The organism is Serratia sp. CY56464, assembly GCF_052168435.1.
Taxonomy (GTDB): Bacteria; Pseudomonadota; Gammaproteobacteria; order Enterobacterales; family Enterobacteriaceae; genus Serratia; species Serratia marcescens.
This window is the reverse complement of the sequence record NZ_JBJNMV010000001.1, coordinates 1,049,273-1,070,790: the sequence shown is the minus strand read 5'-3', so window position 1 is coordinate 1,070,790 and position 21,518 is coordinate 1,049,273. Positions and strand designations below refer to the sequence as shown.

20 protein-coding genes are annotated in these 21,518 nt (G+C 60.3%); 11 read left to right on the top strand and 9 right to left on the bottom strand.

Going from position 1 to position 21,518, the window contains the following annotated elements; all coding sequences use genetic code 11:
• Positions 1 to 130: 130 nt before the first annotated feature.
• Positions 131 to 541 carry a hypothetical protein gene (locus tag ACJ8KE_RS05300; protein WP_004938301.1) on the bottom strand — a complete coding sequence of 137 codons (411 nt, stop codon included), beginning with the start codon at positions 539 to 541 and terminating at the stop codon, positions 131 to 133.
• Positions 542 to 725: 184 nt separating this feature from the next.
• Between ACJ8KE_RS05300 and folM the strand changes: the two genes are divergently transcribed.
• The 4 genes from folM to ACJ8KE_RS05280 all read left to right on the top strand — a co-directional run bounded on the left by folM (position 726) and on the right by ACJ8KE_RS05280 (position 5,084).
• Entirely contained in the window at positions 726 to 1,448 is a 723-nt protein-coding gene (folM, locus tag ACJ8KE_RS05295; RefSeq protein WP_117286764.1) for a dihydromonapterin reductase, read from the top strand.
• Positions 1,449 to 1,523: 75 nt separating this feature from the next.
• On the top strand, positions 1,524 to 2,249 hold the full coding sequence (gene rstA, locus ACJ8KE_RS05290; RefSeq protein WP_004938307.1) for a two-component system response regulator RstA: 726 nt from the start codon (positions 1,524 to 1,526) through the stop codon (positions 2,247 to 2,249).
• Positions 2,246 to 3,550, top strand: a complete 1,305-nt coding sequence (rstB, locus tag ACJ8KE_RS05285; RefSeq protein ID WP_033640178.1) for a two-component system sensor histidine kinase RstB — start codon at positions 2,246 to 2,248, stop codon at positions 3,548 to 3,550. The genes rstA and rstB overlap by 4 nt, the downstream gene beginning before the upstream one ends.
• 34 nt (positions 3,551 to 3,584) lie before the next feature.
• Positions 3,585 to 5,084, top strand: a complete 1,500-nt coding sequence (locus tag ACJ8KE_RS05280; protein ID WP_079452079.1) for a carboxypeptidase M32 — start codon at positions 3,585 to 3,587, stop codon at positions 5,082 to 5,084.
• Between the two features lie 168 nt (positions 5,085 to 5,252).
• On the opposite strand, the gene ACJ8KE_RS05275 is transcribed toward ACJ8KE_RS05280, so the two are convergent.
• Positions 5,253 to 6,158 carry an alpha/beta fold hydrolase gene (locus ACJ8KE_RS05275; RefSeq protein WP_049299368.1) on the bottom strand — a complete coding sequence of 302 codons (906 nt, stop codon included), beginning with the start codon at positions 6,156 to 6,158 and terminating at the stop codon, positions 5,253 to 5,255.
• A 184-nt stretch (positions 6,159 to 6,342) separates the two neighbouring features.
• On the opposite strand from ACJ8KE_RS05275, the gene asr reads away from it, so the two are divergent.
• Together asr and ACJ8KE_RS05265 are read left to right on the top strand one after the other, a co-directional pair.
• The gene (gene asr, locus ACJ8KE_RS05270) at positions 6,343 to 6,618 is read left to right on the top strand and encodes an acid resistance repetitive basic protein Asr (RefSeq protein ID WP_028127450.1); all 276 of its coding nucleotides are present in this window, start codon (positions 6,343 to 6,345) and stop codon (positions 6,616 to 6,618) included.
• A gap of 294 nt (positions 6,619 to 6,912) precedes the next feature.
• A complete protein-coding gene (locus tag ACJ8KE_RS05265; protein ID WP_016927580.1) occupies positions 6,913 to 7,725 on the top strand; it encodes a trypsin-like serine peptidase in 813 nt (270 codons plus the stop codon).
• A 38-nt stretch (positions 7,726 to 7,763) separates the two neighbouring features.
• On the opposite strand, the gene ACJ8KE_RS05260 is transcribed toward ACJ8KE_RS05265, so the two are convergent.
• A complete protein-coding gene (locus ACJ8KE_RS05260) occupies positions 7,764 to 8,540 on the bottom strand; it encodes an AraC family transcriptional regulator (protein WP_442517146.1) in 777 nt (258 codons plus the stop codon).
• Positions 8,541 to 8,641: 101 nt separating this feature from the next.
• Here ACJ8KE_RS05260 and ACJ8KE_RS05255 point away from each other — a divergent pair, with 101 nt between their 5' ends.
• A complete protein-coding gene (locus ACJ8KE_RS05255) occupies positions 8,642 to 9,799 on the top strand; it encodes an MFS transporter (protein ID WP_028128336.1) in 1,158 nt (385 codons plus the stop codon).
• On the opposite strand, the gene hrpA is transcribed toward ACJ8KE_RS05255, so the two are convergent.
• Positions 9,777 to 13,664, bottom strand: coding sequence for an ATP-dependent RNA helicase HrpA (gene hrpA / locus ACJ8KE_RS05250; protein ID WP_234212859.1), 3,888 nt, complete (start codon positions 13,662 to 13,664; stop codon positions 9,777 to 9,779). The genes ACJ8KE_RS05255 and hrpA overlap by 23 nt on opposite strands.
• A 269-nt stretch (positions 13,665 to 13,933) precedes the next feature.
• Between hrpA and azoR the strand changes: the two genes are divergently transcribed.
• Entirely contained in the window at positions 13,934 to 14,539 is a 606-nt protein-coding gene (azoR, locus tag ACJ8KE_RS05245; RefSeq protein ID WP_016927576.1) for an FMN-dependent NADH-azoreductase, read from the top strand.
• Between the two features lie 119 nt (positions 14,540 to 14,658).
• Here the strand turns inward: azoR and ACJ8KE_RS05240 are convergent, their stop codons facing one another.
• The 4 genes from ACJ8KE_RS05240 to ACJ8KE_RS05225 form a co-directional block, all read right to left on the bottom strand.
• The gene (locus ACJ8KE_RS05240; RefSeq protein WP_049299369.1) at positions 14,659 to 14,982 is read right to left on the bottom strand and encodes a YdbL family protein; all 324 of its coding nucleotides are present in this window, start codon (positions 14,980 to 14,982) and stop codon (positions 14,659 to 14,661) included.
• An 8-nt stretch (positions 14,983 to 14,990) separates the two neighbouring features.
• Entirely contained in the window at positions 14,991 to 15,188 is a 198-nt protein-coding gene (locus ACJ8KE_RS05235; protein ID WP_004930472.1) for a YnbE family lipoprotein, read from the bottom strand.
• Positions 15,185 to 17,797 carry a YdbH family protein gene (locus ACJ8KE_RS05230; RefSeq protein ID WP_123867563.1) on the bottom strand — a complete coding sequence of 871 codons (2,613 nt, stop codon included), beginning with the start codon at positions 17,795 to 17,797 and terminating at the stop codon, positions 15,185 to 15,187. The genes ACJ8KE_RS05235 and ACJ8KE_RS05230 overlap by 4 nt, the downstream gene beginning before the upstream one ends.
• 324 nt (positions 17,798 to 18,121) lie before the next feature.
• The gene (locus ACJ8KE_RS05225) at positions 18,122 to 18,946 is read right to left on the bottom strand and encodes a LysR family transcriptional regulator (RefSeq protein WP_197758311.1); all 825 of its coding nucleotides are present in this window, start codon (positions 18,944 to 18,946) and stop codon (positions 18,122 to 18,124) included.
• Between the two features lie 139 nt (positions 18,947 to 19,085).
• Between ACJ8KE_RS05225 and ACJ8KE_RS05220 the strand changes: the two genes are divergently transcribed.
• The 3 genes from ACJ8KE_RS05220 (at position 19,086) to hslJ (ending at position 20,990) form a co-directional block, all read left to right on the top strand.
• A complete protein-coding gene (locus ACJ8KE_RS05220) occupies positions 19,086 to 19,376 on the top strand; it encodes a putative quinol monooxygenase (RefSeq protein WP_116403590.1) in 291 nt (96 codons plus the stop codon).
• 142 nt (positions 19,377 to 19,518) lie between these two features.
• Positions 19,519 to 20,511, top strand: coding sequence for a 2-hydroxyacid dehydrogenase (locus tag ACJ8KE_RS05215; protein ID WP_016927571.1), 993 nt, complete (start codon positions 19,519 to 19,521; stop codon positions 20,509 to 20,511).
• 50 nt (positions 20,512 to 20,561) lie between these two features.
• A complete protein-coding gene (gene hslJ / locus ACJ8KE_RS05210) occupies positions 20,562 to 20,990 on the top strand; it encodes a heat shock protein HslJ (RefSeq protein ID WP_033640169.1) in 429 nt (142 codons plus the stop codon).
• Between the two features lie 23 nt (positions 20,991 to 21,013).
• Here hslJ and ACJ8KE_RS05205 read toward each other — a convergent pair whose 3' ends face one another.
• Positions 21,014 to 21,268, bottom strand: a complete 255-nt coding sequence (locus tag ACJ8KE_RS05205; RefSeq protein WP_016927569.1) for a DUF333 domain-containing protein — start codon at positions 21,266 to 21,268, stop codon at positions 21,014 to 21,016.
• Positions 21,269 to 21,518: the final 250 nt, after the last annotated feature.

Genomic DNA, 21,518 nt, shown 5'->3' with positions numbered 1-21,518 from the left:
AATGAATTGAATGATGGGATGAAGGTTAGACGCCGACCGTGACGCGGCGCGAAATTTCACATTCATGGTTAGGCCATCGCGGTAAGTCAATTGCCTAACCATGAACGGGCGGCCGGGTCGATACACCCGGTCAGCTTTTAGGGGGAATGGTGATGGTCATGCGCTCACCCACCAGGGCGATCGCAATGCCTTCCTCGCACTCTTTTTGAATGGCCGCCAGCTGTTGCGCTTCCAGCGCATAGGGCAACTGAATATCAAACACCGTCAGGCCCTGCTGCTGCGCCAGGTCAATCAGGCGCACGATATTGGTTTCATCGCTGACCTGCGTCGACACCACTTGCAGCGCCAGCTCTTTCAACTGCTCTTTGCGCGTTTGTGACGTGGTCACGCGCGATTTCAACACCATGCCGAAGATCGGCATCACACCATAAATAGCATCAACAAAGCGCCAGTGCTTCCTGCACGATGCGGACAGAAAATCCATATAGTCAAAACAGATTTTCTCACTGCGCGCGATGGATGCAAGGTGATTGCTGTTCATCCCCTCATTCCTCTCATGGCCAGTGTTAACCCGTGGTCTTTCAAGCCGCCGCCGGGCGGCAACCTGAAACGCATTGGGGATCTTACATCCAGAAATGGATAATCATGCGAAGCTTTAACGACTTTCCGCCGTATGATGGCATAATTCCCCTATTGTTTGCCAGTCTGTCCAGGAGCTTTAATCAATGGAACACCCCAACTCTGCCCCGGTGCTGATTACCGGCGGCGCGCGGCGCATCGGGCTGGCGCTCGCCAGAGCGTTTCTCCAGCGCGGCGTTCCCGTCATCATTGCCTATCGCAGCGAATATCCGGCGATGACCGAGTTGAAAGCCTTGGGCGCCAGTTGCATTCAGGGCGATTTTTCCACGCACGAAGGCATCTACCGTTTCGCCGACCAGGTGCGGCAGTTGGCGCCCAAATTGCGCGCAGTGATCCACAACGCCAGCGCCTGGCAGGCCGAGTCGGCGGAAGTGCCGCCGGAGCAAGTGATGGCGGCGATGTTGCAAATTCACGTCTATACGCCCTATTTGCTCAACCAACTGCTCGAATCATGCCTGACCGGCCAGGGCCAGGCAGGCGCGGACATTATCCATCTGACCGACTACGTGGTGGAAAAAGGCAGCGACAAACATATCGCCTACGCCGCCAGCAAGGCCGCGCTGGACAATATGACCCGCTCGTTCGCCCGCAAGCTGGCGCCGGAGGTGAAGGTCAACGCCATCGCGCCGGCGCTGATCATCTTCAATCCGGGCGACGATGAAGCCTACCGCCAACAAGCGCTGGCGAAATCGCTGATGAAGGTCGCGCCGGGCGAGAGCGAAGTGGTCAATCTGGTGAACTACCTGCTGGAGAGCCGTTACGTGACCGGCCGCACCCACGGCGTCGACGGCGGGCGGCCGCTGCGCTGAGGCAAAGATCCGCATGGCGCTTCGCTGTGGGCCGCGCTATGCTGAAATCCGCTTTTCTTATTAAAACACGGGCATATGCATAAAATTGTTTTTGTGGAAGACGATCCTGAAGTCGGCAAACTGATCGCCGCCTATCTAGGCAAACACGACATCGAGGTGCTGATCGAACCGCGCGGCGACAGCGCGCAAGCGCGCATCGAGCGCGAGCAACCCGATTTAGTGCTGCTGGACATCATGCTGCCCGGCAAAGACGGCATGACGCTGTGCCGCGATCTGCGCCCTACCTTCCCCGGCCCGATCGTGCTGCTCACCTCGCTCGACAGCGACATGAACCATATTCTGTCGCTGGAGATGGGCGCCAACGACTATATCCTGAAAACCACGCCGCCGGCGGTGTTGCTGGCCCGCCTGCGTTTGCACCTGCGCCAACACAGCCAGCAGCCGAAAGAAGAGTCGGTTCAGCCGCTCACCCAGCATAACGCGCTGCATTTTGGGCTATTGTGCATCGATCCGGTCAACCGGCAGGTCACGCTGGGCGAAGAAACGATCACCCTGTCCACCTCGGATTTCGATTTGTTGTGGGAACTGGCGACCCACGCCGGGCAGATCATGGATCGCGAGGCGTTGCTGCAAAACCTGCGCGGCGTGAGCTACGACGGTATGGACCGCAGTATCGACGTGGCGATCTCCCGCCTGCGCCGCAAGCTGTACGACAACGCGCTGGAGCCGTTCCGCATCAAGACCGTGCGCAATAAAGGTTATCTGTTCGCCCCTAATGCCTGGGCATCGGTGCAACAATGAGAAAACTTTTCGTCCAGTTCTTCCTGTTGCTGTTCGTCTGTTTTCTGGTGATGGCGATGCTGGTTGGCCTGGTGTACAAGGTGACCGCCGAGCGCGCCGGCCGCCAGTCGATGGACGATCTGATGAAAAGTTCGCTGTACCTGATGCGCAGCGAGCTGCGCGAAATCCCGCTGAAGGACTGGAACAAGACCATCGCCACGCTGGATCTCAACCTGTCGTTCAAGCTGCATATCGAACCGCTCGGCAAACAGGAGCTGAGCGAGGATCTGAAAAAACGGCTGCGGCTGGGGGAAATCATCGCCCTCGACGATCAGTACACCTTTATGCAGCGCATTCCGCGCAGCCACTACGTGTTGGTGGTTGGCCCCATTCCTTATCTGTTCTATCTGCACCAGATGCGCCTGCTGGATCTGGTGTTGCTGGTGTTTATCGGCATGTCGCTGGCACTGCCGGTGTTTCTGTGGATGCGGCCGCACTGGCAAGATCTGCTGAAGCTGGAAAACGCCGCCCAGCGACTCGGCGCCGGGCACCTGGATGAACGCACCCACTTCGATCCCACCTCCAGCCTGAGCCGGCTCGGCGTGGCGTTCAACCAGATGGCCGACAGCGTCAACACCCTGATCGCCAGCAAGAAACAGCTGATCGACGGCATCGCGCACGAGCTGCGCACGCCGCTGGTGCGCCTGCGTTACCGGCTCGAAATGAGCGATAACCTGTCCGAAAGCGAGCAGCAGGCGTTGAACCGCGATATCGGCCAGCTGGAGTCGCTGATCGACGAGCTGCTGACCTATGCCCGTTTGGATCGCCCGCAGGTTGCGCTAAACATTGAACCCATCGATCTGCCAAAGTGGCTGGAGGACAAGGTCGATGATATCCGCCTTATCCATCAGGAACGCGACATCCAGCTCGACATCCCGCACGTCGGCGACTTCGGCGGCGTCGATCTGCGCCTGATGGAGCGCGTGCTCGACAACCTGGTCAACAACGCGCTGCGCTATTCCGAACAGCGTCTGCGCGTCGGCCTGTGGTTTGACGGCGACCTCGCCTGCTTGCAGGTCGAGGATGACGGGCCAGGTATCCCGCCGGAAGAGCGCGAGCGGGTGTTTGAACCTTTCGTCCGTCTCGACCCCAGCCGCGATCGCGCTACCGGCGGCTGCGGGTTGGGCCTGGCCATCGTCCACTCCATCGCCGTCGCCTACCAGGGGCAGGTGTTCGTCGAAGGGAGTTCGCTCGGCGGCGCCAGTTTCCGTTTCTGCTGGCCGGTAAAGCCGACATTCAGTTTAAAAGCCGATCTGGCGTAATGCCGCCAGACCTTCTCATTGGAGCCGAATAATAATGACATCTGCACATTCCAACACGTCTGCTTACGATCACCTACGCGCCCTGTTCAGCCGGTTGTCGCGTTTCGGCCACCTGTCCGCCATCGCCGGTTGGGACATGCAAACCATGATGCCGCCGGGCGGCAGCAAGGCACGTTCCGAGGCGCTGGCTGAGCTGAGCGTGCTGCAGCACCAGATTTTAACGGCGGAAAACACCGGCGCGCTGTTGGATCGCGCGCAGCAAGAGACGCTGGACGAGATCGACCGCGCCAACCTGCGCGAAATGCGCCGCCAGTATGAAGACGCCGTGCTGCTGCCGGCCTCGCTGGTCGAAGCCAAGTCGCTGGCCGGCGCGCGCTGCGAACACGCCTGGCGCGCCCAACGCCCGGCCAACGATTGGGACGGCTTCGCCGAGAATCTGCGCGAGGTGGTCAAGCTCAGTCGGGAAGAGGCGCAGATCCGCGCGCAGGCGGCCGGCACCAGCCGTTACGACGCCCTGCTTAACCTGTATGAACCGGGCATGCGCAGCAGCGATCTCGACCGCATCTTCGGCGATCTGAAAACCTGGCTGCCGGATCTGTTGCAGCGCGTGGTGGCCAAACAGGCTAATGAGCCCTGCCAGGCGCCACAAGGTCCATTCAATGTGGACACCCAGCGTCAGCTGAGCCTGAGCGTGATGAAACTGCTCGGTTTCAACTTCGACAACGGCCGCGTCGACGTCAGCGCCCACCCGTTCTGCGGCGGCGTGCCGGAAGATGTACGCATCACCACGCGTTACAACGAGAAAGAGTTTTTGACCGCGCTGCTCGGCATCGTGCACGAGACCGGCCACGCCCGCTACGAGCAAAACCTGCCGCGCGATCTGCTCGGCCAGCCGGTCGCCCTGGCCCGTTCCACCGCTATCCACGAATCGCAGAGCCTGCTGTTCGAAATGCAGCTGGCGCGCGGCAATGAATTCCTGAAAATACTGCGTCCGTTAGTCACCGCACAGTTTGGCGAACAGCCGGCGCTGGAAGAAGCCAACTTCATTCGCCTCAACCAGCGCGTTAAACCGGGCCTGATCCGCGTCGACGCCGACGAGGTGAGCTATCCTGCTCACGTCATCCTGCGCTACGAAATTGAAAAAGCGCTGATCGAAGGCGATATCGAAGTGGAAGACATTCCGGCGCTGTGGAATGAGAAGATGAGTGCTTACCTCGGCCTCGACACCATCGGCAACTACCGCAATGGCTGCATGCAGGATATTCACTGGACCGACGGTGCCTTCGGCTACTTCCCGACTTACACCCTCGGCGCGATGTACGCCGCGCAGCTGTTCCACAGCGTGCGCCAGGCCCTGCCTTCGCTGAGCGAAGATATCGCCGCCGGCAACCTGCAGCCGCTGTTCCACTGGTTGCAGCACAACATCTGGCGCCACGGCAGCCGCTTCCCGACCGAGACGCTGATCGTCAATGCGACCGGCGAAGCGCTCAACCCACGCTACTTCCGCCAGCATTTGGAAAACCGCTACCTGTAATCTCTCCTGGCGCGGCCCCAGCCGCGCCCTTTTTCCGTCTGTATGACCGGATAATGTTTCATAGCGCACGTTCCCTGCTGACAACGCCTTAGCCGCAGAGTGGCGGGTGGCTACCCATCATTAGTATGTTGTAACTAAAATGGCAAAAAACGCCGGCGTCCCGGCTGCTCATCCCAGAGCATGACGGGCGATCATCGCCGCCAGCTGCGGCCTCAACGGCGCAGGCAGGTCATGCCCCATGCCCGGCATAATATGCAATTTGGCGTTGACGACAGCCCGAGCGATCGCCACCCCGCCGGCCTTGCGCACCAGCCGATCGCGATCGCCGTGAATGACCAGCGTCGGCGCGGCTATGCGCCGGCTGTAGCGACGCAGATCGCCGCTGCCGAGCAACGCGGAAAGTTGCCGCTGCACGCCTTCGGGATCCACGCCCCGCTTCAACAGCCGATTCACCAATGCATCCAGTTCCGCCTCCTCCGGCGGGTAAAACCGGGTACCGAGCGCGCGCAGGAAGGCCTTCATTCCCTCGTGGCGCTGCTGCAGCGTCAAATCGGCCGCCGGCCGGCGCGCCAACAGCCACAGCAGTGAAGGCGCCGGCGGTGGCAACAGCGGCTGATTGGTGCTGGAGAACAAGATGCATAGCGAGGCGACGCGCTGCGGGTATTCGGCGGCCAGCACCTGGGCGATCATCCCCCCCATCGAAGCGCCCAGTACGTGAGCCTGCGGGATGCGTAAATGATCGAGCAGATGCGCCGCGTCCGTCGCCATGTCCGCCAGGGTATAAGGCACCGGCGTTTGCCAGCCGAGCTGGGCGCGCAGCATCAGCAGCCACAACGGCTGCGTGCGTTGCGCCTGCGTTTTGCCGGAAAGGCCGACGTCGCGGTTGTCATAACGGATCACCCGAAATCCCTGGGCCACCAGGGCGCGGCAGAAGTCGTCAGGCCACAACAGAAGCTGCGCGCCGATGCCCATGATGAGCAGCAGCGGCGGGTGCGCCTCATCGCCCCAGTCCTCATAGGCCAGCGGCACCTCGCCCTGTTCGGTCACGCCACAACGAATCACTATCTCGTTCATTTTAAATCTCTTTTATCGCGCCTGGCGGTCATTATAGCAGCAATCCCCTCGCCGCCGCCGCCCTGTACATTAGGTTACATGCCGAAACCAATCACTCACGGAAAGCCGGGCGCCGTTTGCCTACTATCATTTCAACGGCCCCGCAGTGGGGTTGATACCCAAAAGTCATGTTGAGGATTCTACGATGAAAAAAGTATTAGCTCTGGTTGTTGCCGCTGCAATGGGTCTGTCTTCCGTGGCTTTCGCTGCCGAGGCTGCCACCACCGCACCTGCGGCTACCGCAACCACCGCCACCGCTGCGCCGGCTAAAGCTCAGGTGAAACACCACGGCAAGAAAGCACCGGTACAGAAAGCGCAGGCGGCCAAGAAGCATCACAAAAAAGCCGCGAAGAAAGCCCCGGCTCAAAAGGCCCAGGCGGCTAAAAAGCACCACAAGAAAGCCAGCCACAAAAAAGCGTAATGACGTGAGGGTCCCCTCACCGCTTCAGGCTTGACGTGTACGACACCCGGTTCGCCGGGTGTTTTTTCATCGGGGGGTTCTCATTGATGCTGCGCCGCTACCTGTTCGAGATCGTTCTGACCGCCCTGATCCTTTGCGGACTGATCGCCGTCTTTTTTTACCTGTAGCCTGCCGCGTTGCCGGCGGGAAATTATTGAAAAATCAATTATTGCCCATCCACATGGCTGCTAAATCAGTCTATAGTTAGCATTCAGTGTGTTTATGGATGATCCGTATTTGTCAGGCAAGAGATCTATGCGTATATCCGTTTTACTGTTGCTGTGCTCACTCCCGCTTATCGCTGCTCAGGCGGCACGCGCCGACGGCCCGTCCAAGGCCGAGCAAACGCGTCTGTTTTTCGGCAAAGATGAACGAATCAAGGTCACGGATACCGCCGCCCAGCCGTGGCAAGCCATCGGCCAGGTCGAAACCGCCAGCGGCAATCTGTGTACCGCCACGCTGATCTCTCCGCACCTGGCGTTGACCGCCGGCCACTGCGTTCTGGCGCCGCCCGGGCAACTGGATAAAGCCATCGCCCTGCGCTTCGTGGCGGGCGATAAATCCTGGCGGTATCAAACCGGTGATATCGAGACCTTGGTCGACAGCAAGCTGGGCAAAAAGCTGAAGCCGGACGGTGATGGCTGGATCGTCCCGCCCGCTGCGGCCGCTTATGACTTTGCGCTGATCCGTCTGAAAGACAAAAAGCCGCTGCCGATCGCCCCGTTGCCGCTGTGGCAAGGCGACAGCAAGGCGTTGACCCAGGCCCTAAAACAGGCCAAGCGGCTGATAACTCAGGCGGGTTACCCGGAAGACCACCTGGATGACCTCTACAGCCACCAAAACTGCAAGGTCACCGGCTGGGCTCAGCAAGGCGTACTGTCGCACCAATGTGATACCCTGCCCGGCGACAGCGGCTCACCGCTGCTGTTGAAAACCGCCGACGGCTGGCAACTGATCGCCATCCAAAGCTCGGCGCCGGCGGCGAAAGATCGCTATCGCGCCGATAACCGCGCCCTGGCGGTGCCCGGCATCCGCGAAGCGCTGGACGCCCTGGCGGCAGGCAAATAATCCTCTCACAACGGCGCATTATGCGCCGTTGTGCTTTTTCAGCCCCCTTGCATATAGCGCCGCGGCGTGGTGCCGGTGAACTGACGGAAAAACGCGATAAACGCACTGTCGCTGGAAAACCCCAACCGCTGCGCCACCGCGCTGACCGACGGCAACGACGCCAGCAGTTCGATCGCGCGCATCAGCCGCCACTGCTGGCACCACTGCTGATAGCTCAGGCCGGTTTCCCGCTGAAACAGCCGCGTCAGCGTTTTGGCGTGCAGGTGCAAGCGCTGCGCCAACGCCGCCAACGCCGGCAACTCGTCGTTCTCCGGCAGCGTCGCCAACCAGGCGGCAAGACGCTTATCCTGCGGCAGCCGCAACTGGGTATTCTCGCGCTGCGCCTCGCCCAACTCATTGATCAGCACCGCCAGCAAATCGCGCGCGTGGGGCTGTGCCAACGCATAGTCCAGCGGCCAGTGCGCGATGCGCTCGACGATCGCCGCCAACAGCGGGTTTACCGCCAGCACCGTTGCCTGTGGCGGCATGGCGGCCGTCAGCGCCGGATCGAAATACAGCGAGCGATACGCGACGCGGCCGCGCAGCTGCACCCGATGCGCAATGCCGCCCGGTATCCAGACGCTGCGCGTCGGCGGCAGAATCAGCCACTGCTGCGCCAACGTGACCGTCATGCACCCCTGCGGCGCATACAGCAGCTGCGAACGCTGATGCCAATGCAGCCCGGAGTCGTGCTCCGCCAGTGCCGCCGCGATGCCGAGAGCCGGTGCCGGCATCCGATCCGGGTCGAACGGGTGATGCTGTTGAATCAGCGCCATCAGACTGTCCTATACCTGTTGTTTTTTGTCCGGATGATTGTAATCGAACAAAACGCCGCTCCCTATACTGGCCGCCTTAACTTTTAGGGAGAATGTGCATCATGCAACGCTTATCTTTGCCGCTGCTCGTCACCGCCATCATGACGCCGCAGCTCCTGGAAACGCTGTACAGCCCGGCGCTCACCGCCATCCGCAGCGATTTCGGCGTCAGCGCCGCACAGGCCGGGCAGACGTTATCCATCTATTTCTTCGCCTTCGCCCTCGGCGTCGCCTTTTGGGGAGCCTTCTGCGATCGGTTCGGCCGCCGTCCGGCGATGCTGGCCGGCCTGGCGCTCTATCTGGTCGGCGCCGGCCTCGCGCTGCTGAGCGGCAGTTTCACGCTGTTGCTGGCCGCCCGTGCGCTGATCGCCTTCGGCGCCGCGGTCGGCTCAATCGTCACGCAAACCATGCTGCGTGATGTCTATCAAGGCCCGGCGCTGGGGCGCATGTTCGCGCTGGTCGGCATCGCGCTCTCCATCAGCCCGCTGCTGGGGATGTTCGCCGGCGGCGCGCTGGTCGCCTGGGGCGGCAGCGCGGCGATTTTCACCGCGCAGGCGGCCTGGGCGCTGGCGCTGCTGCTGTGGAGCTACGGCACATTGCCGGAAACGCGACGGCGGCAAACCGCAACGGCCGCCGCGCCGGGCATTGCCCTGACGGCAATACTGCGCGATCGGCACATCTGGTGCTCGGCGCTGCTGGTCGCCAGCTTCAATATCATGGTGTTCAGCTACTTCAGCCTGGCGCCGTTCATGTTCGAAAGGCTGGGGTTGAACAGCCAACAATTTGGCTACTCGGGCGTGATGCTGGCTTTGGGCAGCCTGGCGGGGGCGCTGTTGAACCGCCACCTGCTGGCGCGCGGCGTCAGCGCCAAACATCAGATCCTGCTGGGCGGTTTGCTGGCGGTGGCCAGCGGCGTGGCATTGTTCTGGTGGCAACACAGCCTGTGGATGCTGCTCCCCTGTGCGCTGGTGATGCTGGCGTTCGGGTTGGCTATCCCGAATGTGCTGAGCCAGGCGCTGAGCCGCTACCGGCAGCAACTCGGCACCGCCGGCGCGTTATTCGGGCTGCTGTACTATCTGTTGATCGGCCTGGGGCTGACGATCGCGGCGCGCGGGCAGGACTTGGCCGCCACGCTGCTGCTGTGCGGCCTGTTGAGCCTGTGGTGCGCCGGCCGCTTGCCGGCCGGTGCGCCCGAGCTTAACCCGAAAGCTGCTCGATAGTTTGCAAAATGCGCTTGTCGGAAATCGGGTAAGGCGTGCCCAACTGCTGCGCGAACAGGCTGACGCGCAGCTCTTCGATCATCCAGCGCACCGCCTTCACCTCTTCCTCCTGCTGTCGCTTCGGCGGCAGCTTGTTCAACCACTGCTGCCACGCCTGCTGCACCTGCTCCACCCGCAACATCTGCGCGCGGTCGCGGTGCGGATCGATAGCCAATTTTTCCAATCGGCGCTCGATCGCCTGCAGGTAACGCAGCGTATCCGGCAGGCGTTTCCACCCGTTGCCGGTCACGAAGCCGCGGTAGACCAGCCCGCCGAGCTGGGTCTTGATGTCCGACAGCGCCAGCGCCAACGACATGTCCACCCGGCCCTTCAGCCGTTTGTTGATGTTGAAGACCGCCGTCAGGATCTGTTCAACCTGCTTGGCCACCTCGACGACCGTGTCGTTCAGCTCGGCGCGGATCTGCTCCTGCAGGCGCGCAAAGCCTTCTTCTTGCCAGACCGGGCCGCCGTGTTCGGCGATCAGCTTGTCGATGCCGCACGAAATGCAGTCGTCGATCAGCTCCAGCACCTTGCCGTACGGGTTGAAATAGAGCCCCAGCTTGGCCTTGTTCGGCAACTTTTCATGCAGGTATTTGATCGGCGAAGGAATATTCAGCAACAGCAGGCGGCGCGTGCCCTGCCACATCGCCTGTTGCTGCTCGATTTCGCTGTCGAACAGGCGGATCGCCACGCTGTCCTTTTCATCCACCAGCGCCGGGTACGCCTTCATCGAATAGCCGCCGCGCTTCTGCTCGTAAAACGCCGGCAGTTGGCCAAAGCTCCAGACATGCAGATTGCTCTGCTCCAGCCCGTCGTCGGCCACCGCCGACAGCGTCTCCTGCACCTTCTCTTTCAACTGCAGGCGCAACGCGGCCAGGTCTTTGCCTTCGCGCAGCGTCTGGTTTTTCTCTCCCACCACGCGGAAAGTCATCTTCAGGTGATCGGGCACCTGATCCCACTGCCAGTCATCACGTGACACGGTCACACCAGTCATGCGCCGCAGCTCGCGCTCCAGCGCGTCCAGCAGCGGCAATTCCAGCGCCGTTACGCGGCCCAGGAACGCCTCGGCGTAGTTCGGCGCCGGCACGAAGTTGCGACGCACCGGTTTCGGCAGCGACTTGATCAGCGCAATCACCAGCTCACGGCGGATGCCGGGGATTTGCCACTCGAAGCCCTGCTCCTCCACCTGATTGAGGATCGGCAGCGGAATATGCACCGTCACGCCGTCGGCGTCGGTGCCCGGTTCGAACTGATAGCTCAGCCGCAGCTTGAGATTGCCCTGATGCCAGAAGTTCGGGTAGTCGAGCGCGCTGATCTTGTTGGCGCCGTCTTTGATCAGCATCTCTTTTTCGAAGTTCAGCAGATCCGGCTGCTGTTTGGCCGCGTTCTTCCACCAGCTGTCGAAATGACGGCCGGACACCACGTCGTTGGGGATCCGGCGATCGTAGAAGCCGAACAGCGTTTCGTCGTCCACCAGAATATCGCGGCGGCGCGATTTATGTTCCAGCTCTTCCACTTCGGCGCGCAGCTTTTGGTTGTCGCGGAAGAAGGCGTGGCGCGTCTGCCAGTCCCCCTCCACCAGCGCATGGCGGATAAACAGCTCGCGGCACAGCAATGGATCGATGGCGCCGTAATTGACCTGGCGCGCCGCGACGATCGGCAAACCGAACAGCGTGACCTTTTCGCTGGCCATCACCGCCCCCTGCGACTTCGACCAGTGCGGCTCGCTGTAGCTGTGTTTCACCAGATGCTGAGCCAGCGGCTCGATCCATTCCGGTTCGATGCGCGCGGCGATGCGCCCCCACAGGCGGCTGGTTTCCACCAGTTCGGCCACCATGGTCCACTTCGGCGGCTTCTTGAACAGGCCGGAGCCGGGGAAGATCGAGAAGCGGGCGTTGCGCGCGCCGGTGTATTCCTGCTTGTCCGCATCCTTCTGGCCGATGTGCGACAACAGGCCGGTCAGCAGCGCGGTGTGCACGCTGCGGTAGTCGGAAGGCGTGCTGTTGATAGGCAACCCCAGCTCTTTCACCACCTGGCGCAGCTGGGTGTAGATATCCTGCCACTCGCGCACCCGCAGGTAGTTGAGAAAATCGTTGCGGCACAGCCGGCGGAACTGGCTGGAGGAGTTCGCCTTTTGCTGCTCCTGCAGATAATCCCACAGGTTGACGAACGCCAGGAAGTCCGAGTCTTTGTCGGCGAAGCGGCGGTGTTTTTCATCCGAGGCCTGCTGCTTGTCCATCGGGCGCTCACGCGGATCCTGAATCGACAGCGCGGCGGTGATGATCATCACCTCGCGCACGCTGCCGCTCTTCTGCGCTTCCAGCACCATGCGCGCCAGACGCGGGTCGATCGGCAACTGCGCCAGTTGGCGGCCTTGCGGCGTCAGCTGATAGTGGCCGTTGTCGGCGGTGGCGATCGCCCCCAGCTCTTCCAGCAGGCGCACGCCATCCTGAATGTTGCGTTTATCCGGCGCTTCGACGAACGGAAACGCGGCGATGTCGCCCAGCCCCAGCGAGGTCATCTGCAGAATGACCGACGCCAGGTTGGTGCGCAGAATTTCCGGATCGGTAAACACCGGCCGCGACAGGAAATCCTGTTCGGAGTACAGACGAATGCACACCCCTTCCGACACGCGGCCGCAACGCCCTTTACGCTGGTTGGCGGAGGCCTGCGACACCGGCTCGATCGGCAGGCGCTGCACCTTGGTGCGGAAGCTGTAGCGGCTGATGCGCGCGGTGCCCGGATCGATGACGTATTTGATGCCCGGCACCGTCAGCGAGGTTTCCGCCACGTTGGTGGCCAGCACGATACGGCGGCCGTGGTGCGACTGGAACACCCGATTCTGCTCGCTGTTCGACAGGCGCGCATACAGCGGCAGCACTTCGGTGTGCGGCAGATTGAGGCGGTTCAGGGCGTCGGCGGTGTCGCGGATCTCGCGCTCGCCGCTCATGAAGATCAGAATGTCGCCCGGCCCTTCGCGTCCAAGCTCGTCCACCGCATCGAAAATCGCCTGCAGCTGGTCGCGATCGGTATCGTCGCCGTCGTCGACCACCGGACGGTAACGCACCTCCACCGGGTAAGTGCGTCCGGAAACCTCGATGATCGGCGCATTGTTGAAGTGGCGCGAGAAGCGCTGCGGATCGATGGTCGCCGAGGTGATGATCACCTTGAGATCCGGGCGCTTCGGCAACAGTTCGCGCAGGTAGCCGAGAATAAAGTCGATGTTGAGGCTGCGCTCGTGCGCTTCATCGATGATCAGCGTGTCGTACTGCATCAGCAGGCGATCCTGCTGAATCTCCGCCAGCAAGATACCGTCGGTCATCAGCTTGACCAGGGTGTTTTCCCCCACCTGATCGTTGAAGCGCACCTTGTAGCCCACGCTGCCGCCGAGCGGGGTTTCCAGCTCGTCGGCGATGCGGTTGGCGACGGTGCGCGCCGCCAGGCGGCGCGGCTGGGTATGGCCGATCAGCCCTTTCACGCCACGCCCCAGCTCCAGACAGATCTTCGGCAACTGGGTGGTTTTCCCCGAACCGGTCTCCCCGGCAACGATCACCACCTGGTGATCGCGGACAGCGTTTAAAATGTCCTGCTTTTTCTGGCTGACCGGCAGGCTTTCCGGATAGGTAATGCGCGGGCAAGACGCGGCGCGCGCCTGCACTTTCTGCCGCGCCGTCGCGATGTCGCTTTCCACTTCGGCGGCGACCGCCAGCTGGGCATCGGGATTTTTGATTTTTCGTGCGCCATGCAGGCGACGACGCAGGCGTTGTTGATCGCGGAGCATCAGCTCGCCCAGTTGGGCCGGCAGTGCCTCGAGCGGAGATTTCACGTTCGGTGTTCCTTGTTTCATCGTGGCCAAGACCAGGCTTGGCAACGGTTTAATGTTTTTTTAGCGATTTTTTTGCTTTAGCCGCACAGCCTATCACAAACGGCTTTTCCTCCCTACTTTCGCGAGTAAAGCCTCGGCATGTTATTCAATAAAATCGAACGAAGATCTCGAAATATTGCGCTATCACTGTGTGTGGAATGTGAATAGCATGTACTTCATGCAAGGGACGCTGAGTCCTGATGTCACTGTCACAACGTAAGGAATTATCGATGAGCAACGTATTGGTTCTGAAATCAAGCATCCTGGCGACCTACTCTCAGTCTAACCAACTGGCCGATTTCTTCGTAGAGCAATGGAGCAACGCCCATGGCGGCGACACCATCACCGTGCGCGATCTGGCCGCACAGCCAATCCCGGTGCTGGACGGCGAACTGGTCGGCGCGCTGCGTCCTTCCGATGCTCCGTTGACCCCGCGTCAACAAGAAGCGCTGGCGCTGTCGGACGAGCTGATCGCCGAGCTGCAGGCCAATGACGTCATCGTGATTGCCGCACCGATGTACAACTTCAACATCCCGACCCAGCTGAAAAACTATTTCGACCTGGTTGCCCGCGCCGGCGTGACCTTCCGTTACACCGAAAACGGTCCGGAAGGCCTGGTGAAAAACAAACGCGCCGTGATCCTGACCAGCCGCGGCGGCATCCATAAAGGCACCCCGACCGACCTGGTAGAACCTTACCTGCGTCTGTTCCTGGGCTTCATCGGCATCACCGACGTGGAGTTCGTCTTCGCGGAAGGCATCGCCTATGGCCCGGAAGTGGCGACCAAAGCACAGGAAGACGCCAAGGCGGCCCTGTCTCAGGTGGTTGCTGCCTAAGACCCTGCGCAGGGGCGCCGTGCCCCTGCCGGACAAGAGGCAAGTCCTGTCAAACCTGCACTACCCTCATAATAATCATCTATCCGTATCTTTTGGCGCGCCAGACGGCGCGCTTTTTTTTATTTCTTCAGCCACTGCCCGTTGATGCCGCGCACATACTCGCCGCTTTGCGCGCGCGTCACCAGCTTTTGCCCGGCCATGCGCGCCACTTCGTCGACGGCGATATGGTTGCCGTCCGCCACTTCCTGATACTTCTCGGCGCGGCCGGCGTTGATGCGTTTCACCAGCGCCAGGGTTTCCGCGTCCTGCTTCACCGGCGCGATATAACCGCTCAGGGTTTCCCCCACCCGACCTTGCTGCTTCGCCTCATCCAGCGTCAACGCCATCGCCAGGCCGCTGAACAGCCAGGCGGCGCCGGCCAGCCACAAATAACGTTTTTTCATGTCGGCTCCTAGAACAGACCGCTTTGGGTTTTCAGCAGGTTTTCGACGTCCTTATCCACCTTGATATGAATTTCATGCTCGATCTTGACGTTCATATTGATGGTGATCGGATCCTTCGGCGTCGCCACCTCGATGCGCGGCACGCAGCCGCTCAGCAGCGAAACGCACAGCACCGCTGCCAGCGCCGACACACTCATGATTTTCATTGTTGCTCCCCAGGTTGTGAGAGGGCCTGCTCCAGCCACTCCTGTAAATTGTCGCCGAAGCGCAAACTGCGCCACAGCTGAAACACGTTTTCCTGATGGCGATAGTTCAGGATCACCTCGCGCTTGGCGCTTTTCTGCGGGTTGATGCCGTCGATGCGCGCGCTCAGCGTCAGCTCGCCCAGGTTGTCGAGATCGACCCGGGCGTGCGAACGGTTGATTTCCATGTAGCGCAGCCAGTCGATCGCCGCGCCGGTCGCCAGGTTGTTGCTGCCGATGGCGTCGGCCATGTCCTTGTCCAGGCGCAGCGTCAATGTGCCGGCGTTGGCGATCCAGCCGTTTTGCACCAGCCATTTCGGGTGATTCAGGAACAGCGGCAGCTCGCCGTCGACCCGGCCGGACATGGCGAACTGCTTCGGTTTCAGAGCGGTGAACAGCGCGCTGAGATCGACCTTGTCCAGCTTCAGCACCGCGGCGTCATGCTGCGGCAACCGCAGTGCCGACAGGCTGATATGCCCGTTGAGCATGTCCACGCCGACGTTGCTCAACGTCAGCGGATGCCTTTCGCTATAAGGATAGGTGCCCTGCAGATCGGCGGAAATGTTCTGCATCTCGAACAGGTTGCTGAAAGACTTGATGCGCAGCGACACCGGCTGTTTGGCCCCCAATTGCCACTGATGCTGCTTGAACCGGTACGACAGGATAAAATCCAAGCCGCTCATCTCGCCGTCCTTCAGCCACATGCCGCCGTTTTTCACCACCCAGTGGCCACCGGCCTCGAACCCCTGTTCGCGCGCGGCGGAAAACGCCGACTGCGCGTAAAACTCGCCGTCGCGCAGCGTGAGATTGAGATCCGGCGCCAGCAACGGTTGGAACACCTTCAGCGACTGTTTCGGCCACCAGCCTTCGCCGCGCAGACGTTCGCCGTCCCAACGGCCGCGCAGCGCGATCGGCCCAATCTGTTGCGCCTGCAGTTTGCCCTGCAGTTGGAAACTGTCCGGCGAACGGCCGTTTACCTGCAGCGCCAGCACCGGCGCCGGCAGATAGCCGCCGTCGCTGAAGCTGACCTTATCCGCCGCCAGCTGCAACTCGCCGTTGAACTGCGGACTTTGTTCATCACGCCGCCAGCGCAGCGGCTGATTGAGGCTCAGGCGCGGCGCGGCGACCGTCACCAGACCGTACTTCAACTTATCGAAGCCGGTGGAGAGTTTATCGAGCACCAACTCGCTGTCGCGCCAGCTGCCGCTGCCGGCCACGTCCCAGGCGGCCTGCAGCGGCGGCAAGCGGCCATTGCCCCAGTAGCGCCATTGCCAGTGGCCCTTGTCCGGCCAGAAATCCTGCGCCTGGCCGTCCAGATGCAGCTTGAAGCGGCCCCAGTAACTGTCGCTGGCGCTCAAAATCGCCTGCAGGCGGCCGGTGATACCGGCGGCGGTCACCTTCACGCCCGCCAGCGGCAAACGCGCCTCTTCCAGCGTCATTTCCGGCGTCACCTTGCCCCACAGGCGCAGCAGCGAACCCGGCTGCAGCACCAGCGTCGGGTTGAGAATGCTGCCGCCGATCACGCCCGGGATCGACGCGGTAGTGGAAAAGTCGGCCAGATTGGCCTGGCCGGTCAGTTGGAAGCGCAGATCGCTGTCGGTCAACCCCACCTTGCCCGGCCCGAGGGTGAGCACCGCATTGCCCTTGCCGTTGTGACCCGCGGTGATGACGTTCAGCCGCGCGCTGATCTCCGTTTCATCCAGCCCTTTGCTCCAATCGTGCAGCGCGATACTGAGCCCGCCGTTCAACGGCTGCTCGCTGTACGGCCAACGCCACTCGCCCTGCTTGATGCTGACCCGCTGCGGCGCGACTTCCCACGGCAACACCGCCAGCGGGCGATCGTCACCTTTTTCGCTTACCGTCAACACGCCCTGCTGCTGTTGCCAGCGCATGTCCAGCAATACCGGTTTTTCCAGATAGGCGGTCTGCATTTCCCCCTGCAACGCGCCCTGCGTCGGCAGGCTAGCCAGATCCAACGGAATGGTTATCTTGCCGGCGAGGTGCAGCGGTTGTGCGCTGTTGGGCGGAACCACGGTCAGGCTCTGCAACGTCAGCTGCTGTTTTTCATCCAGCTGCGCCTCGGCGCTGAGATTCGGCCCCCGATAATGCAGACGTTGCCCGTCGGGGCCGGAGGAAAGCTGCAGCTTGCCGGCATAGCGCTGCCAGGGAATGAGCGTCAGGTCATTAATGGTGAGATCCAGCGGCGGCAGCTGTTGCTGCAGATGATCGAGCGCCAGCGGCGCGCTGTTGGCGTCGCCGCTCGGCAGTTTTGACAAACAGGCGCTATCGACGCTGACCTTATCGCTCGACAGCTGCCAGCGGCCCTGGCGGTAAGCCAGCCGCGTCGGCCCGACGTTGGCCAACAGGCAATCTTGCGCAGTGAAACGCGCCCCCGCCAATGCCAGGCCGCCCTGGCGCCAGTGCAATTTGCCCTGCAATTCCAGGCGGCTCCCCGCCGGCAACCAATGCGATAACACCCCCGGCAGCCAGCGTGGCAAGGTTTGCCACAACGCCAGCACCAGGATTGCGCAGCCCGCCACCGTCCCTATGAATACTTTCAATCGCCTGGTCATTAAATGATTGCTTCGTTCCTGAGTTAGGCATTGGTTAAGTCTATGCCTGAATTGACAATAATGATGGCACGAATTTGACATAGGGTGAAGCCGAGCGGGCTCGCAGAAGCGATTTGCACCTTTTTGGCGCAAACGTGTGCGGAGTTGTAGATTTTCGTTACAACTACATCACATTAACAGGACAGTTTTCAGACTTTTGTTATTGTTGTTACCGTTGATGATTAATAGTCTTGCAACCATTCTAATAAAAGTTTAGCTGCTAGCTAACTGTGTACTAGAGAAGCCATTCCCCACACCCCCGTGGGGATTTTTTTGCCGTTAATTTCAAATCACGGCCTCAATAAAAGCCTGTACTATGCGGCTGTCGCTCGCTTTACGCCAGATAGCATAAATATCGCTGCGCATTTCATTCCCGCACTCGATATACGCCACCTCCCGCTGTCGCGCGAGGCTTTCAGGGACAAACGCATACCCCAACCCCGCTGTTACGCAGGCGAATATCACGTCGTAGCATTCCACCTCCAGTAGCGCGGCGGGGATGATTTGCTGCTTTTGCAGCCAGGCGTCCACCAGATGGCGATAGTGGCATTGACGCGAATAAACATAGAGATCGCTTTTTGCCAGCAACGCTGGCTGATACGCCCCGCCAATGAAGACCAAACGCTCCTGAAAAGCACGCCGGCTCTGCAGCTGCGGATGTTCTATCGGCCCATCTGAAAACACCACGTCCAGAGTCCCTTTTTGCAATTGAAACTCCAGATCCAGCGAATAGCCTTGCACCACACTCAACTGAACGCGGCGGTTCTGCGCACGGTAATGCGCCAACTTTTGCGGCAGATGATGACTCAAGGCGATATCCAGCGCGCCAAGCTTCAATTCACCCTGTACCGGATCCTGTTCAAGCTGCGCTCGCGCCCGCTCTTCGATAGCCAAAAAGCGCTTGGCCTTATGGTAAAGCGCCCGGCCTTCCGGTGTGAGCGACAGCCGATTGCGCTCACGCTCAAATAGCGTAACGCCACACGCCGTTTCCAACTCTTTTAATTTCTTGGTCACGTTAGAGGGCACGCAAAACAGCCGCTCCGCCGCAGCCGTGAGACTCTCCGACTCAACCACCATGCAAAAGGTGACCAACTGAGCACGTTTCAACACCACAAACCTTCACCAAAAATGAATGATAACCGAACTTTATTTCACTTTTAATCAACCATCAAGCTCATAGAATGCTCGCAGTCAGCACATTGCTGCCTCCTGGAAATTCCAGTTTCATTATCGACAGAGGAAATAAACCATGATCACGCTCAACGTCTTTTTTCAGGTCAACCCGGCCAAACGCCCAGCTTTTCTCAGTCTGCTCAACACTATGGTGCAGGAATCCAATAAAGAAACCGGCTGCTCTTTTTACCAGCTTTGGCAATGCCAGAACGATGAAAACAGCTATGCGCTGATCGAAAACTGGGACGATAAGGCGGCGCTTTCGGCACACCAGAAAACGCCGCATTGGATCGCCTTTAACGATGCCGTCAACGGGTATTTGACCCATGATTACGATGAGCACCATTACTCGGAAATCGCTCGCTAACATCGCGTGAACCGGCCCAATGCGGGCCGGTTTCATCCCCCTGTTTCATCGGACAAACCCCGTGCAGGACAAACCGCTAACCAATTGTCGAATTTACTAAAATCTGTTAAATTGATCACAAAATCACGGTGGAGAAACCACGATGAAATTGGCGATATACAGTACCAAACAGTATGACCGTAAATACCTCGAACTGGTGAACCAGCAGTTTGGCTATGAGCTGGAATTCTTCGACTTTTTACTCAGTAAAAAAACCGCCAAAACGGCCGCCGGTTGCAAGGCGGTGTGTATCTTCGTCAACGACGACGGCAGCCGTGAAGTGCTCGAAGAACTGGCAGCGCTGGGCGTCGAAATTCTCGCCCTGCGCTGCGCCGGTTTTAATAACGTCGATCTGGACGCCGCCAAAGAACTGGGCATCAAGGTGGTGCGCGTGCCGGCCTACTCGCCGGAGGCCGTGGCGGAACACGCGGTAGGCATGATGATGTGCCTGAACCGCCGTATTCACCGCGCTTATCAGCGTACCCGTGACGCCAACTTCTCGCTGGAAGGGCTGATCGGTTTTAACATGCACAATCGCACCGCCGGCGTGATCGGCACCGGTAAAATCGGCGTGGCGACAATGCGCATTCTGAAAGGCTTCGGCATGAAGCTGCTGGCCTACGATCCGTTCCCGAGCGAACAGGCGCTGGAACTGGGCGCGGAGTATGTCGATCTGAAGACGCTGTACGCGCAATCCGACGTGATCACCCTGCACTGCCCGCTGACGCCGGAGAACCACCATTTGCTGAATGCCGACGCCTTCGCGATGATGAAAAACGGCGTAATGGTGATCAACACCAGCCGCGGCGCGCTCATCGACTCCACCGCCGCCATCGATGCGCTGAAGCAGCAAAAAATCGGCGCCCTCGGGATGGACGTCTACGAGAACGAACGCGATCTGTTCTTTGAGGACAAGTCTAACGACGTGATTCAGGATGACGTGTTCCGCCGCCTGTCGGCCTGCCACAACGTGCTGTTCACCGGCCATCAGGCTTTCCTGACCGAAGAGGCGTTGACCAGCATTTCCCAAACCACGCTGCAGAACATCAGCCAGTTGGATCGCGGCGAAGCCTGCCCGAACCAGTTGAACGCCTGAGCGTAACCTCGGGGCGCCCTTGCGGCGCCCTGTTTATTTGAGAGAACGCGATGAGAAAAACCACGGTGGCCGCCCTTGCGGCGCTGGCCTTAGCGGGGTGCAGCATGAAACCACACACGGCCGTCACGCCAGGCGATCTGCTGCATCACAACTTCGTGTTGCAAAGCGTGGATGGCGACACGGCAAAATCACCGGCGGGCGGCGGCCTGCTCAATCTGGAGTTCGGCGAGAACCTGCATGTCTCCGGCACGATGTGCAACCGCTTTTTCGGTCAGGGGCAATTACGCGACGGCGTGCTGACGGTGAAATCGCTGGCCACGACGCGCAAGCTGTGCCCTGATGAGCAGCGCAACCGCTGGGATCGGGTGATCGGCACCGTGCTGGAAAACGGCGCCGAAGTGACGCTAAACGCACAGCAGCTGACGCTCACCGGCAGCGGCCACACGCTTATTTATACCCTGCGCGATTGGGTGTATTGATCCTGCAGGCCAGGCGCCGGGGCTTACCCGGCGCAGCTGCCCAGGGCCAGCGTGCGCTCTTCGCACTGCTTGCCGTTCGGCATCTGGCACATGCGCAGCGCTTCACCGTTCAAATTGTGCGCGATGGTGGTAACGCCACCGACCGCCGCGCAACCGGTGCTGGTCTGCAACGTATTGATTCTGGCACTGTTGCCCTGCTGTACTGGCTCTTCGTTATTGCTGCTGCAGGCGGCTAAAAGCAGCACGGCGCTGGCAAGCAGCCATTTTGATGTCGTCATTATCCCACTCCTGAACCCGGAACTGCGCTGTGTAAAATCGCCATTGCTGATAACGCGCGTCACTTGGCGGACACGTTTCGCTATCTTTGATGCAAACTTGTTTAATCTAGCTCGATATATAAATAATGAAAATATATTCCAGCCATTATTTGTCGTTTTTTTGCGCCGGCCGGACATTTATTTTGTTTGCAGAATATTTCCGTGACGGCGCCACTCGCTGCCAGGCGCTGGCCGCACGCAAAAAGTGATA